Source organism: Paenibacillus shunpengii (assembly GCF_042684905.1).
GTDB classification, from domain to species: Bacteria; Bacillota; Bacilli; order Paenibacillales; family Paenibacillaceae; genus Paenibacillus; species Paenibacillus shunpengii.
Genome location: NZ_JBHUMJ010000002.1, coordinates 2379537 through 2393497 on the forward strand (window position 1 = coordinate 2379537; position 13961 = coordinate 2393497).

Annotated in this window: 20 protein-coding genes and 1 pseudogene; 7 read left to right on the plus strand and 14 right to left on the minus strand. The window is 41.9% G+C overall.

Annotated elements, in window-relative coordinates; genetic code table 11:
* Window positions 1-138 precede the first annotated feature (138 nt).
* The gene (locus ACFSVM_RS11135) at window positions 139-414 is read right to left on the minus strand and encodes a helix-turn-helix transcriptional regulator (RefSeq protein ID WP_379262977.1); all 276 of its coding nucleotides are present in this window, start codon (window positions 412-414) and stop codon (window positions 139-141) included.
* Here ACFSVM_RS11135 and ACFSVM_RS11140 point away from each other — a divergent pair.
* Complete coding sequence (locus ACFSVM_RS11140) at window positions 337-564, plus strand: hypothetical protein (RefSeq protein WP_379263013.1); 228 nt, start codon at window positions 337-339, stop codon at window positions 562-564. The two genes, ACFSVM_RS11135 and ACFSVM_RS11140, sit on opposite strands and share 78 nt — an antisense overlap.
* Window positions 565-694: 130 nt before the next feature.
* Here the strand turns inward: ACFSVM_RS11140 and ACFSVM_RS11145 are convergent.
* The 4 genes and pseudogenes from ACFSVM_RS11145 to ACFSVM_RS11160 form a co-directional block, all read right to left on the minus strand.
* A pseudogene (locus ACFSVM_RS11145) lies at window positions 695-883 on the minus strand (manganese catalase family protein); the annotation flags it as partial.
* Window positions 884-966: 83 nt separating this feature from the next.
* A complete protein-coding gene (locus ACFSVM_RS11150) occupies window positions 967-1599 on the minus strand; it encodes a LysE family translocator (protein WP_076313869.1) in 633 nt (210 codons plus the stop codon).
* A gap of 116 nt (window positions 1600-1715) precedes the next feature.
* Complete coding sequence (locus tag ACFSVM_RS11155) at window positions 1716-2162, minus strand: VOC family protein (protein ID WP_076313868.1); 447 nt, start codon at window positions 2160-2162, stop codon at window positions 1716-1718.
* Window positions 2163-2230: 68 nt separating this feature from the next.
* Window positions 2231-2539: a hypothetical protein gene (locus tag ACFSVM_RS11160; protein WP_379262145.1), complete on the minus strand. Its 309-nt coding sequence runs from the start codon at window positions 2537-2539 to the stop codon at window positions 2231-2233.
* 131 nt (window positions 2540-2670) lie between these two features.
* On the opposite strand from ACFSVM_RS11160, the gene ACFSVM_RS11165 reads away from it, so the two are divergent.
* The 4 genes from ACFSVM_RS11165 to arsC all read left to right on the plus strand — a co-directional run bounded on the left by ACFSVM_RS11165 (window position 2671) and on the right by arsC (window position 5439).
* On the plus strand, window positions 2671-3153 hold the full coding sequence (locus ACFSVM_RS11165; RefSeq protein WP_379262147.1) for a hypothetical protein: 483 nt from the start codon (window positions 2671-2673) through the stop codon (window positions 3151-3153).
* Between the two features lie 200 nt (window positions 3154-3353).
* On the plus strand, window positions 3354-3671 hold the full coding sequence (locus tag ACFSVM_RS11170; RefSeq protein ID WP_379262149.1) for an ArsR/SmtB family transcription factor: 318 nt from the start codon (window positions 3354-3356) through the stop codon (window positions 3669-3671).
* Between the two features lie 14 nt (window positions 3672-3685).
* Window positions 3686-4978: an arsenic transporter gene (locus tag ACFSVM_RS11175; protein ID WP_379262979.1), complete on the plus strand. Its 1293-nt coding sequence runs from the start codon at window positions 3686-3688 to the stop codon at window positions 4976-4978.
* A 38-nt stretch (window positions 4979-5016) separates the two neighbouring features.
* Window positions 5017-5439 (plus strand): arsenate reductase (thioredoxin), encoded by a 423-nt coding sequence (gene arsC / locus ACFSVM_RS11180; protein ID WP_177178703.1) that lies wholly within the window; start codon window positions 5017-5019, stop codon window positions 5437-5439.
* A 1-nt stretch (window position 5440) separates the two neighbouring features.
* On the opposite strand, the gene ACFSVM_RS11185 is transcribed toward arsC, so the two are convergent.
* Together ACFSVM_RS11185 and ACFSVM_RS11190 are read right to left on the minus strand one after the other, a co-directional pair.
* The gene (locus ACFSVM_RS11185; protein ID WP_379262151.1) at window positions 5441-5983 is read right to left on the minus strand and encodes a hypothetical protein; all 543 of its coding nucleotides are present in this window, start codon (window positions 5981-5983) and stop codon (window positions 5441-5443) included.
* A 127-nt stretch (window positions 5984-6110) separates the two neighbouring features.
* Complete coding sequence (locus ACFSVM_RS11190; protein WP_379262153.1) at window positions 6111-6749, minus strand: nitroreductase family protein; 639 nt, start codon at window positions 6747-6749, stop codon at window positions 6111-6113.
* Window positions 6750-6869: 120 nt separating this feature from the next.
* Between ACFSVM_RS11190 and ACFSVM_RS11195 the strand changes: the two genes are divergently transcribed.
* Window positions 6870-7229: a MerR family transcriptional regulator gene (locus ACFSVM_RS11195; RefSeq protein WP_076313860.1), complete on the plus strand. Its 360-nt coding sequence runs from the start codon at window positions 6870-6872 to the stop codon at window positions 7227-7229.
* A 60-nt stretch (window positions 7230-7289) separates the two neighbouring features.
* Here ACFSVM_RS11195 and ACFSVM_RS11200 read toward each other — a convergent pair whose 3' ends face one another.
* Window positions 7290-8549, minus strand: coding sequence for an MFS transporter (locus ACFSVM_RS11200; RefSeq protein ID WP_379262981.1), 1260 nt, complete (start codon window positions 8547-8549; stop codon window positions 7290-7292).
* Window positions 8550-8653: 104 nt separating this feature from the next.
* Between ACFSVM_RS11200 and ACFSVM_RS11205 the strand changes: the two genes are divergently transcribed.
* Window positions 8654-9469 carry a MerR family transcriptional regulator gene (locus tag ACFSVM_RS11205; RefSeq protein WP_379262155.1) on the plus strand — a complete coding sequence of 272 codons (816 nt, stop codon included), beginning with the start codon at window positions 8654-8656 and terminating at the stop codon, window positions 9467-9469.
* Window positions 9470-9619: 150 nt separating this feature from the next.
* Here the strand turns inward: ACFSVM_RS11205 and ACFSVM_RS11210 are convergent, their stop codons facing one another.
* The 6 genes from ACFSVM_RS11210 to ACFSVM_RS11235 form a co-directional block, all read right to left on the minus strand.
* Window positions 9620-9982 carry a DUF423 domain-containing protein gene (locus ACFSVM_RS11210; protein ID WP_379262157.1) on the minus strand — a complete coding sequence of 121 codons (363 nt, stop codon included), beginning with the start codon at window positions 9980-9982 and terminating at the stop codon, window positions 9620-9622.
* Between the two features lie 73 nt (window positions 9983-10055).
* On the minus strand, window positions 10056-10592 hold the full coding sequence (locus tag ACFSVM_RS11215; protein WP_379262159.1) for a hypothetical protein: 537 nt from the start codon (window positions 10590-10592) through the stop codon (window positions 10056-10058).
* Window positions 10593-10642: 50 nt separating this feature from the next.
* Window positions 10643-11626: an aldo/keto reductase gene (locus ACFSVM_RS11220; RefSeq protein WP_379262160.1), complete on the minus strand. Its 984-nt coding sequence runs from the start codon at window positions 11624-11626 to the stop codon at window positions 10643-10645.
* A 128-nt stretch (window positions 11627-11754) separates the two neighbouring features.
* Window positions 11755-12477, minus strand: coding sequence for a hypothetical protein (locus tag ACFSVM_RS11225; RefSeq protein ID WP_379262162.1), 723 nt, complete (start codon window positions 12475-12477; stop codon window positions 11755-11757).
* 1 nt (window position 12478) lies between these two features.
* On the minus strand, window positions 12479-12928 hold the full coding sequence (locus ACFSVM_RS11230) for an NUDIX hydrolase (RefSeq protein WP_379262164.1): 450 nt from the start codon (window positions 12926-12928) through the stop codon (window positions 12479-12481).
* 19 nt (window positions 12929-12947) lie between these two features.
* A complete protein-coding gene (locus tag ACFSVM_RS11235) occupies window positions 12948-13856 on the minus strand; it encodes a DUF3885 domain-containing protein (RefSeq protein ID WP_379262166.1) in 909 nt (302 codons plus the stop codon).
* Between the last annotated feature and the right edge of the window lie 105 nt (window positions 13857-13961).

Consider the following 13961-nt stretch of genomic DNA (forward strand, 5'->3'; position numbering starts at 1 on the left):
GTACTCACTTGAATATCTAGCAAGTACCATAATTACGAAGTCCATAATGATGTCATGATCAGCGAATAAAAAATATAATATGATTTCTCGAAAAATAAATGGCCCCTGATCAAGGAAGCAGACTTCTGCATCCCCGCACTAGGGGCTATTCTTCATTTGTCGACTTGTCCTAAATCTCCTTACCATATCATTATCTATACCGTATCTTGTCAGTTGCCTTTCTAAGACAAAGTAGCTGGGGTCGTTAAAACCTGACTGAAGTGCAGCTTCTGTGATCGTAAGCTCCGAGGAAAGAAGCAGCTTTTCTGCCTCAGACAGTCGGACATAATTAAGGTAATGAATGAAGGTTTTTCCCATCACCGACTTAAAAAACTTCATGAAGTATCTTTCGCTCATACAGCAGAGCTTGGCCATTTCCTGAACGGTAATCCGTTCGCTGAAGTTGGCGTTGACGTACATAAGGGCTCTCTCCAGGCTAGAATAATCCTGTTTACGATGCTGCTTGCCGGACAGTATACGGAGCCCTTCCCTATTCCACCGTCGGACGATCCACAGCAGCAGTGATAAATTCTTGATCGAATCCGACTACATAATGGTTAATAGGTGTCCCCTTCTTGATAACAACCGAATGAACCTCACGACATGGATAATGACCAGTGAATGGGGATTTAAGACGTAATTAGTCCCCCCTGCGAATGTCCATTAGCATATCTTTGTACTTCTCTTCACCACGGCAATTAAAGCCTTGGAATAAATACTGCATCATGACTGTCATTTCTCCGAACTGACCCCCAAGAACTTCTTGAACCTGACGTGCCAGCATCGGATCTGGACGATCCACTTTAACTTCAAACTGTAATTCTTTCTGATGACGGAACTTCATATCATTCCTAATTTAGAGGTTTTATTTACAATTTTACTAACTTGTAATTAAACCAATTGATCAGAAATAAACAAAATATAATACTAGAAGAACAAAACCTTAACGGCTTGTACACCAAAATGTATGCCAAAACCGATTAAGAAAAGACCTGATAGAATAGATATTCCTCTTAACAGGGAAGCACTTAGCACTTTACGGAAAAAACTCGATGTCGCAGCGACTGTAACATCCCACACAAGGATCCCAGCGACAATGGCCAGGCTGAGCAGTGCAATCTGCGAAGTGCTCTTGGCCGCCGTCTCCTGTGCAAGTACGGAGCCAAATATGCCGAGCCAAAACAAAATGGACATCGGATTAAACAAGGACATCCAAAATCCGGATCGAAATGATCTGCCTAGCGGCTCTCTCTCTGACGTTTCTGACTCCTTAATTTGACCGCTGCTCAGCAGACTTTCAACACCGGTATAGACTAATACAAAGAAGCCGAATAACCATAGAAACGTCTGCACAAACGGAGTATCTAGAAAATGAACTACACCCAAATACACAAGCAGCATGTAGACGACGTCTGCCAGCACAGCCCCGAGACCGAATACCCAGGAGTGAAAGAAGCCCCGTCTGATCCCAATATTTAATTGAGCTGCATTCAAAGGGCCAATGGGAGCGGCAAGCGACAACCCAAGCAGCATATAGGCAAAATAAGCACTTGTTAACATATGCCTCCTCCTTAGATAACAACATTACATCGTTATATCCTATGCACTGGAGGAGGCTTGTACGACTGTTTTATTTTTATAACCGTATATCGCTTTTGACTTCCATTGTGACGAGCTTAATCAGAGGTTAGCTCTCTCTTTTTTTCCTCCCACAGCTTGATTCGTTCTTCATGACTAACCTCTTTATATACTTGATGCAGCATCCATACATAACCGAACGGATCTGTAAAAATAGCATTTGCTACTCCGTAGTCGGGCAGCTCCGTTACCGGCTGTATTTCAGCGCAGCCCAAACCCATCGCCTTGCTATATGTCTCTTTAATATTAGGAACCGAGACATTTACCCAGCTCGTTTGAGGATGCTCAGGAGTTGGTGCAATCAGATGAAATTGCGGGTTCTCATCCAATAGATGAAAGCGGACGCCGTATAGAGTAAAAACCACTTCATTTTCACCTCGAGGAAGCTTTGATGCTTCCACCAGCTCAATATCAAATATACCCTCGTACAACTCCAGTGCTTTTAAACTGTCTGTTACAACCATATCCAGTTCTACTCCAACCATCTTCTACACGCTCCTAATCTAAATTTATTCATGTTATCAATTTTTCTCTAATCCTAATACGAAGTATACTACGCACGCTGAATTACAGAGGGACCCGGATACGCAAATCTCATTCCACGCGGGAAATACTTGTTAAAATATTGGTGACTGTGGACACCTTCTGGGTCCGTCTCCAGCATTATTTGATCTGCTCCACCGGGAATTTTATCTGTTAAAATGCGATAAACCTTCTTCGTATTCGGAACCATATACTGCTGCAAATTATCCCGCCCTACTCCCTCCGTTTCGCCGACATACATGTATAAACGGACATCATTTTGAGTAAAAGTGCTGCTCTCCACATAAGACTTCCCCTTCCTGCAGAGGTTCCCCCGCATTGGTCCATCTCCTTGTATACTTTTTGCTCTATTTAGTATATCAAACAGCAGGAATCAGCACGAGGTGTCTGCATGTCTCAATTATCCTAAATATGGTAAAATGCTTTTAACGATCCAGAGAGGAGCTAATTATGAAAAAATCCCGTGTAATAATGATTACTGTATTACTCACAATGCTATTAATAATCTCCGCTTGCGCTAATTCGAATGTACCGAGAGCAGCTGAAGTGGCAGAGAAATATAAGCTTGGTGAATTAGAAAGTCCTCAAATTAATGAGGTTACGGATCAGATCATATCCAAAAAATACGAGGAGATGGAGCCTTTAACAACGGAAGTCTTCTATGAAAGATCGGTTAGTTCCCGTGTATTTATCCGAGGATCTCAATTAGCACAATTGAAAGAAAGTGAGGTCCGACTGACCGACCTTGAATTTACCGAAAGAAACGTAGCAGACACACAAATTGAACTGAATTATACAGGGACAATTTCATTGGCAGAAGAAACACTTGATCTCGAAGGAACCATCTATATGCTAAAAGAGGATGATGAATGGAAAGTGAATAATGATATTTATAACGTAGAGGATATTTTTAATAATTTAATGAAACATTGAAGAGAGACCAAGGTCGATGAACTTTCCTTATTCTATGCTTAATCTTCTTCTGTCTTAGGCAGCTCTCATTTCTTAAATATAATATACGTAAGTACATATAATCATTTGATTATATAACTGTTTACTTATATTCAATCCTATGTATAATTAATGAAGTCATGACGAATACAAGATGGAATTGATCGTGAGGTGGAATACATTTGTCTCAAGATATAGAAGCGATAGCAAACACTCTTAAATTGCTCTCTGATGGGACGAGGTTAATGATCTTGGCACTTCTCAAGGAAAAAGAATTATGTGTGTGTGATCTGGTCGATCTTCTGCAAACGACACAGCCCAATGTAAGTCAGCACCTTAGAAAACTGAAGAACGGGGGACTTGTGACGGAGACCAAAAGGAAGCAATGGGTTTATTATTCTCTCAATATGGATGAAAAGCCTTATCTACAAGGGATTTTAGATGAGATGCCTTCAATGAAGGAGCAAATCGATAATCTGGACCCTGATTGTTGCCGGTAGCTTAGGAGGAAATGATGTTATTGACAGCAAGCCTTATATTTCTTGTTACTCTTATTTTAGTAATATGGCAACCTAAAGGATTAAACATCGGTTATTCTGCCATAGGTGGTGCTGTCTTAGCACTGCTGTGCGGCATTGTGAGTCTGCAGGATGTATGGGATGTGACGGGCATCGTCTGGAATGCGACGCTTGCCTTCGTAGCCATTATACTGATCTCTCTCGTTCTGGATGAGATCGGATTCTTTGAATGGGCTGCCCTTCATATGGCCCGCTTCTCCAAAGGAAATGGAAGAGTGTTGTTTATCTATGTGATTCTGCTGGGAGCTGCTGTTGCTGCATTTTTTGCCAATGATGGAGCAGCCCTTATCTTAACTCCGATTGTACTAGCTATGGTTAGAGCGTTGAAGTTCGATGATCGAATGATCTTACCTTTCATCATGGCCAGCGGATTTATCTCAGATACTGCATCCCTTCCTCTAATCGTCAGTAACTTAGTAAATATCGTTTCGGCGGATTTCTTCGGCATTGGTTTTGTCGAGTATGCTAGCAGAATGATCGTACCGACATTGTTCTCCATTGGCAGCAGCTTGCTCGTATTGTTCCTGCTATTTCGAAAGAGCATTCCCAAAACGGTAGATCTGCAACAGCTTAAGCATCCAAGAGAAGCCATTAAAGATCCGCGTATGTTTAAGTTATCTTGGTTCATTCTTGCGCTGCTGCTCGCTGCTTACCTGCTGAGTGAATTTATCAATGTCCCTGTATCCATCATGGCTGGAGTTGCTGCAATTGTATTTATTGTACGAGCTAGATACAGCCGGGTAGTCAACGTTCAATCGGTAATTCAAGGAGCGCCATGGTCAATTGTGTTATTCTCAATCGGCATGTACGTGGTTGTATATGGTCTCCGCAATGTAGGTTTGACAAATGAGCTTGCCCACCTCTTTCAATGGCTTGCGGATCAAGGACTCCTTACTGCCACGATCGGTGCTGGTTTTGTAGCTGCCTTGCTCTCTTCCATAATGAATAATATGCCAACGGTCATGATTGATGCTCTAGCGATTCAAGCAACCAATACACAAGGTGTATTAAGAGAGGCTCTCATCTATGCCAATATCATTGGTTCGGATCTCGGTCCAAAAATTACGCCTATCGGTTCACTCGCTACCCTCTTATGGCTGCACGTGCTGGCTAGGAAGAACGTCAAAATAACATGGGGATATTATTTCAAGGTTGGAATTGTACTTACCTTGCCGGTACTCTTAATTACCTTATTTGGCCTCTTCCTATGGCTGACCCTAATTTATTGATTGCAAATACAAATGAAGATTACCAAAGGAGAATGAATATGGAGAAAAAACTCGTATACTTTTTATGTACAGGAAATTCTTGTCGCAGCCAAATGGCCGATGGATTTTTGAAGGAGCTTGGCGGTGACAAGTATGAAGTGAAGAGTGCCGGATTAGAAGCTCATGGTCTTAATCCTAGAGCTGTGCAAGTGATGAAAGAAGCAGGAATTGACATCACTAGTCATTCGTCCGATGTGATTGATCCAGCTATTCTTAACCGTGCTGATTATGTCATAACGCTATGCGGTCACGCAGATGAGCATTGTCCGGTAATATCCAATCCAGAGGTTATCAAATGGCATTGGGGATTTGAGGATCCGGCAAAAGCGACAGGAACGGAAGAGGAAATCATGAGCGAGTTCAGATCTGTCCGTGATGACATTAAAGCACGCATTCAAAGTTTTGTGGAATCTGGCAATTAACTTATTCCTCTACCATGGGTGGGCGATGTCCAAACTCTATTTTGGATGGTAAATTCATCGAATGGATTGATTTAGGGAATAGATCTGGTGTTCTTACAGTAAGGATATATCCGTTGATGATGTCCGTAAGCATGCAAATCTCGGCAGGACTGTAGGTTTCCAGCTCCGAGGTTGAGATAAGCACATCCTTTTTAAATATTTGAGATAATCTGGTCGTTAGCCGAAGCTGATGATCTTCAGTTAAACCATTGAACTCCTGCACCAGAATTTCTAGTTCATCATCGCTATCGGTAGACTGGGCAAGATGAGTTTGTACCGACATTTGAGAAGGAGTCAATGATTGGATCGCGAAGACTTCAATGATATCATCCATCTCATACTGCAGACGGTTACCTTCTTCTGAGTCTATGAACAAGCAGTGATCATTCATATGTTTGGAAACGCCACGGACAAGTTCATCATGATCTTTAACTCTAAGGACAACAGAGCGTTCCTCTTTCACGGTCATCTCAATAAATTCTCGTTTGTTCATCATTCTAGACATAGGAGTTGCCACCTCTTCCGAAAAAATCAATCGTCAAATGTTGTAATTCGATGTTATCAGTCAACAATCCTGCACCCGGGAATAAGGCTGCTGAATCATCAGCAGCCCTATTTTTACATATCAGAGGTCATGCCCAAAATGTAATCTTCTCGGCATCTAATCGAATGGATTCATATCCCTCCTCTTTGGCCTTACCCATGGAGATGATCATGACCGGAACATAACGCTCCTCATCTAATTCAAACGCTCGAGCTAACCGATCTGCTTCAAAGCCTGCCATTGGATTGGTATCATATCCATGTGCGCGGGCGACTAACATAAGCTGCATCGCGAAGAGGCTGCTGTCTATTTTCGCAATTTCCACTTTCATTTCTTTTGTCAGCGTTGGAAAAATCGACGATATGGTTTCAAGCTGCCGATCTCGCACATCCGCAGGCATTAATCCTTGTTCTACTGCCGTGTTGTATATTTCTTCTGCATATAGATAACTTGATGTGTCTCCAAAAATTAATAGCATCGCTGAAGAGGTACTATTCTGAAGTGTATTAAACCGAACTAAGGGTGTAAGCTTATTCTTCCCTTCCAGAGTGTCCACAACGACGACTCGCCATGGCTGCATATTAGCTGAGGAAGGAGCCAGGCTGGCTTCAGATATTATTTCAGTAATCTCTTCTCTCGGAATTATATAATTCTCATCATAGTTGCGAACTGAACGACGTCCCTTCACGATATCCGTGAAATCATTACTTTGAATATGGTTGAACATATGACTCTCTCCTTCGTGATAACGTTAGATTTTTTTGACATTTGATATGCCGTTCGTTATCATGATCACATTATGAGCTATGAACCTAGGTTTATAGCAAGAAGTTAAAGAGGGATCATTATGAGAATAAATGAGGTATCGAAATTAACGGGTCTGCCGATATCTACCTTGAGATTTTATGAGCGCAAGCAGCTGATTCCGGGCAGCTATATGTATAGAGATATACATAATTACCGTGTATATTCAGAGGAAATTGTGGAGTATCTGAACGATGTGAAGGCACTGCTATCTGCAGATTTTTCTATAGAAGAGCTGAGCCTGCTAGTTAATGACGAGATTAACCTATCATATGAGGACAAGCTTAAGCTCGTTAAGCAAAAAGTCAAAGAAATCAATGACCTTAAGAATCAATTGAACCGGTCTGAGCAATATTTGAATACGATCTTGGAAGGTACAGCAAAGTTTCACAAAGAGTGCTGAGACCGTGGAAGCTCCTCGAAAATGCAAAAAAGCGCGGGATCGTTCCCGCGCTTTTTTTGGTCATACATTACTCACAACATCATCCTTCATCGGATTGGTCTTTAAGCGAAGTGTAAAAATGACACAGGATAAGGTGATTCCGGCTGCCAGGAAGTAGGTACCCATAAGATCTAAATGATTCACAATAAATCCAGAGGATGCACTTCCGAGCAGCATACCTCCCATCATGAGCGGAATCATAATGCCATTCGTTCTTCCAATATACTCTTCCTTGATTTCTTCGATCATCATCGCACTGAAGGTGACCTGAAAGAAAGCGGTCGCCACACCGGAGAGTACTCTCGCGCTTGCTGTAACCAGCGGCCATACAGAGAGGACTTCAACCACGGTAATGAAAGCCCATATAGCCATTGTGACGGATATAATGACTCTGCGATGACGGCTAATTTTCGCTGCTAACACAGCTGCGATGGCTCCGCCGACCAGCATGCCCACACCTTCCGATGCTGCAAACCACTGAACATTCTCTTTAGGCAGTCCCAAGCGCTCCATGGTTACGAACACATCCAGCGGCTGCGTTATCCCCCACCCAAGACCCGATATGAGGAACATAATTGCAATGAGCTTCAAATTTGTGTTGCTCATTACATACGTAAATCCTTCTTTGATATCTTTTAGCGGTGATGTCTTACTCACTCGTTCGGTTCGGTTTGATGATGGAAGGAACAGCTGTATAAATGCCGCTAAGGTAAAGATCATAATCAATGCGGTGATCGAAGATGTAATGCCCAGCTGCGTATACACAAACGTTCCCAGCATCGGTCCGAAAATGGTGAACAAAGCCATAAGACTCTGGTTAAATCCAACAGCTGTACCCACCAATTCATTCTGAATGTGCTTTTTAAATAATACGGCAGATGAAGGCTGGGAGAACTGACTGACAATCGCCGAGACAACGGTAGCTGCAAATACCGCCTGCCATACCCCGATGGAAACCAGATACAGGATGGCTAACATGGATAAAGCACTTAGCGTGTCGCCTAATATTACTGTTTTCTTGGGATTCCAGCGATCTGCAAAGGTACCACCAATCAGGGAGAAGATAAAGATCGGTAAGTACTCTAAGGCGGTTAGCAGCGAAACTGCGGTCGGATTATTGTTCGTTTGGTCCATGATGTAAAAAAGTAGTGCCATATTGCGAATCCATATCCCCATCTGCTGTAGCAGATCCGCTGTCAGCACGATAAGAAATACTCTGTTTTTCATTAAAGAATTCATACTCCACCTCTGACTACCTTCTCTTCTAAGTTGTGAAATCATCACACTATACTAAACCATAAACTATCGGGTAACCCTATAGTCAAGTGCCCTGCTGATCTTTATAATTAGAGAAGAATAATTGTAAATCCAAAGGAGCTGCCTCGTTGTCAAAAATCCAGAAAAAATATTTTACCACTAGTGAAATTGCCAAAATCTGCGGCGTCACCAAGCATACCTTGTTTCACTATGATGAGATTGGACTGTTGAAGCCTGAATACGTTCATACGAACGGATACCGTTATTACTCCATTCTGCAATGCTATACCCTTGATATTATTGATGTATTAAAGAAGACAGGCAGTTCTCTGCAGGAGATCAAGGCATTCTTGCACAATCAAAGTACAGATCAGTTCGTTCATCTTATACAGCAAAAACAGAAGGATCTCAAGATCGAGCTCCAAAGGATTTTGCAAATGGAAAATTTGTTGGAAGATGCTCTGCATATGACGGAAAAAGCGAAAAAGGGACTTAGAAGAATTCCAATTGAAGAGTATTGTGAGGAAGAATATTATATTGCCACTAGTATAGAGGAAAATAGTGATACAAACTTCGCGATAAAATTAAGCGAGCATCGTAAATATTGTGAAGATCATTATATAATACATTCATTTTCAGCCTGGACCATTATGCGGAGAGAGACGTTTATATCAGGGAACTATTATCCGAATTATGTTGCGAACAAGATCCAGCAGCCGATTCCGGGAGAGAAGACCATCATTAAACCGAAAGGCTTATATGCCGTTATGGATCATGTTGGGTCTTATGAAACCATGAATACGACATATTCGAGGTTAAAAGAGTTTATAACGAGTCAAAACAGGAGGATAACGGGACAGGTATATGAGGAGGATCTGTTAAACTATGTTACCGAAAAGGATCATAACAACTTCATCATTCGAATTTCAGTCGGTATTTCTTAATAAAATCGGGCAATTTAACAGTGGAACAGGTGAACCAGTACGAATCCTGGTTCACCTGTTCTTGTGAAATCAATTTGCGGTTTCCGCGGTTTGGTGTAGGTACTTTCCTAGTTGATGATATATGATATCTTATTACAACTTCTTCATTCTCTACATTACGCCAATGGCAACAAGGATCCAGGCGACGATAAAGGAAAGCCCGCCCAGTGGTGTAATGGGACCGAGAATTCGGATCTTATTCAGACTGAGTATGTATAAACTTCCGGAGAACAACAGAATTCCAACGGCCATCAACCACCCTGCTGTTATGAGCAGTCCTGCTTCCGGATACTGACCCGCCAGAATTCCCACTATGATGATCGCTAACGCATGAATTAGATGATACTGGACACCGGTTTCGTATACTTTCTGTTTCCCTTCTTCGAATTTACTCTTAAGTAGGTGCGCACCAAATGCGCCCAGAGCCACGGCTATAACCATCAGTATACTTCCAAGTACAATCAATATTTGCACTTAAGTTCATCTCCTCTAATGATTTCAACAACAATGACCTGATTGTATCACACATGAGGCCAATTTAAGAAGGCTAGCGCAGGAGGAGGATGTCCTTCGTATCTCTCAACCGGATCACTTTCTCATCGTATCGCTGAAGCTTTGATTCAAAATGCTCCCGGTTCTGTTCGAACTCCCTCGTCCATATGTACATCCTTCTGAGCATCGACAAATTCGGCTTGTAGTGACATCGTTCGATTCCAAGCTTTTGTTTAACAAATCGCGTCATGATCCGAATTTTTCGCTTCCATAGGGGAGGATCCAGGAATATAATCTTGTCCGCGATCGCATATAGACTTTGATAAGAATCCCGGTCGGTTCCTTCAAATATCCATGTTCCTTTCGCGTCAATTTCCCGGATCACTTCCATTTGTTCTGCTGGCGTGCGTTTAGATCTGCCTGCAGGAGTCAGGTGATGGACAATAGAGTCGAGCTCATACCAAGGTATACCGAGTTGCTGGGCTAAGTTTTGGGCCAAGGTAGTCTTGCCACTCGCGACAATGCCGATAATAAGAATCTTACTGCCATCTAACCCAGCTATGTTAGCAATAGAACCCTGCTGTTCATTCATCGCATCATTCCCTTATTCTCAGCTCTATTCATTGGATAAGAACGGTCTGATTAGTATGGTCCTCGAATGAAATCAACGACTTTCTCCTGGTAGAACTGCTGTATTTTCTGTTGCTCCTCTTCTGAAAATGACTGGGTCTCCCGTGCCGTGAGATTATCCTTCACCTGCTGGACATTTTTAAATCCAGGGATAATAGAAGTGATCTCCTTATGATCCAGAATCCAGCGCAGCGCAGCACTAGCCATAGATGGACGGCCTTCTCCAATCCACCGTAACTGATTTGCAAGCTCCACCCCTTTCTTGAATCCAAGTCCGGCAAAGGTCTCCCCTACATTAAAGGCTTCTCCGTTCTCATTGAATCGGCGGTGATCATCCGCTTCAAACGTATAGTCTGCAGTAAACTTACCTGTCAGCAGTCCACTGGCCAGAGGCAGCCTGACGAGAAGTCCGACGCCGTTCTGATAAGCTTCAGGAATCAGTTGTTCTAATGGCTTCTGCCGGAACATGTTAAATATAATTTGCAGACTCTTCATGTTAGGATACTTCAAGCATATGAGCCCTTCTTCTACCGATTCCACACTTACGCCATAGTGCCGGATCTTCCCTTGTTCCTTGAGACGATCGAGCACTTCAAATACATGTCCATCCTTCAGGATTTCTGTTGCCGGGCAGTGAATTTGAAATAAGTCGATCGCCTCTCTGTCTAGCCTGCGCAGACTATCTTCACAATACGCAGATACTTGCTCGTAGCTGTAATTCGCTGGATCGGCAATATCTCCTTGGCGGCAGAATTTGGTCGCAATATATATTTGATCTTCTTTGCCCTTTGTTGCCTTAGCTAATAACCGTTCGCTGTGACCATCTCCGTATACATCAGCTGTATCGAAGAAATTCACCCCTTGTTCCATTGCATATTCCAGAGATCTTAACGCTTCCATATCACTTGTCTTTCCCCAGGAGCCTCCAATTGCCCATGTTCCAAAGCTTACTTCACTGATCTTCATACCGGTATTTCCTAATTCGCGATAAATCATATTATAACAATCCCCTCTCACAAAAAATCATCTACATGAACTCGGTTTCACCTATTCATAACCGCTCTAAACCAGAATAATATAACGCTTACATTTATGACAAGTCATATCCTTCCAACAACCCTATTCTAGTCTGCAATAAAATACTGGTTGACCACATCCAATCTATATTGAACTGTCTCCGCTTTAGCTTCGGATGTACCAGCCGACGTTCCTGGAGTGACTACTAAAGCTTCATTCTTATTAAGTGGAAAATGATCCATGGCGTAGTTTAAAGTGTCAGTTGTTGTTCCATGATTAACAAACTTAAGAGGTGCAGCCTCTCCATTATCCTTGTTAACCACAAATGCATAAGCAGATAAACCGTGACCGCCTGTATACTGTGGGGTCAGGAAATAAACATCCGCCTCTGCAAAGTTTACTTTTTCAAAGCTAATAGGTTCTTTGGATGTCTGAATAAAAGACAGTTCTTTTAGTTCAGTTACCACTTGCTCTTTCCCATTAATTTTGTTGATCACCTTGTAATTCCCCTGAAAAGTGTAATCTCCTTCTACACCTGCCGTACTTGGTGTATTTAGATGTCCTTCCTCTTCCTGTCCACTTGCTATGACGACTAGTTCTCCTAATGCAGTACTGCTTCGTGCTCTAATGGTGCCCTCTGTGTTCACTGTGTCTACCGTAATGATATTGGCATACTCCGAATTCGGAAAGATGGTTTTAACCCCTCGCCCCTCGCTATCCGAATAACGATCAGACGGCACCTTAATAGGGGATGATGGCTCATCCTTGTTACAAGCCATAAGAACACTTAATATTAGCAATGAAGTCAAGATCTTAGCTGCTTTATTCATTTTACTCACCACTCTCTAAGTTGATCAATGTCAGCAACTCGGTTAAACCGTTAGGGTATAAGAACTTTTCTCCATTTATAAATTCCGATATGGATATCCACTTTGCGATAGTTATCTTATCTTGCTCAGTTACTTGAAATTGCTCCACCTCATACAGATCCGGATCAATATATTGAACGGCATATACTTGGGTAATCTCATGTCCGATATTCTCATCAATTGAGAATATATTCTCTATGCATTTTAAATACTGCTTCACTTTGATCTTTGCACCGATTTCTTCAAGGAACTCTCTTACAATGGTATCTTGAGAATATTCGCCGAATTCAATGGTTCCACCAATGGGACGATAGTAAGTACCTGTTCCTTGGGAATGCTTACCCCATTGCTCCTCAACAAGGATCTGTGTATTTCGAATTACAATACCAAGCGCATTGGCACGTGGATTCAAGGCCCTTCACCCCTTCGTTCTATCTTTTCATTTGTTGATAGCTCCAGCCAGTATAGGCTCCATATTTCTTACCATACATGCTCATAAGATGGGTTTGATAATCAATAAGAGTGATCATTTCAACTTTGCTTACTTCAAACTTAGTCCTTTTATTCTCTTCAGAAATCTGACGAACTGTAAAACCAGTTAAAGAAACTTCTTCTGCAAACTTAGTTGCATGAGCCGTAGGAATCTCAAAATGATGAGATACATTTGAAGTGTTATCTATAGTAAGATCCATTTTGGAGTCAGCTACTTTTTGGTCATTCAGTTTCTGTCGAAGTTCTCTCTCTTCCTTTGTCTCAGTAATACCCGTTAGTCCTTCATTAAAAAGCTGATCGATGTCGTATCGGTCGTAATCCAAGATCCATTTTCGATGCAGGTGATAGAGCGGTAACAAGACATTTTGATCCAAGCTGCAAACATCACATCCGCGATCATCATACATATGAAACAGTATGCCGTTTCTCTTATTATAAAGATAGATTTGACCATCGGAAGTTGGTTTTCGCGCAAAATCTGAGTTGTAGATACATTCAATGACATAGGCAATACGGATATCTTTCATTTTGACATCCACAGCCCATTGTCGTATATACATTTGATCATCTGGTTCTTCATACCAGTGAGACGTGGTGTAAGACCGCAGCTGTTTTATTTGCGTTCTGAAGAATCGCTTTAAGCGAATCTTATCTGTTGGCTTGTCCTTTACATCATGGAATGTGCGATGTATGAAGGTCACATCATCCTCCGGGTTAAAAATCGAACACAATATCGTATGTGCACGATGGATACACTCTATACGATATTCCTCATCCTTTAAAGACTCCACTCCAAGTTCATATCGAATACTTACACCCTTGGTAATCATCTCTTCAACAATATTCACTCGCTGTATTTCCCTTCATTATCTTTGTTGTTTGTATGTATAGATCAAGTAATAGATAATAGCTTGCCTAAATTATGAAGTGGTTTATTTTATGAAAAAGTGGAG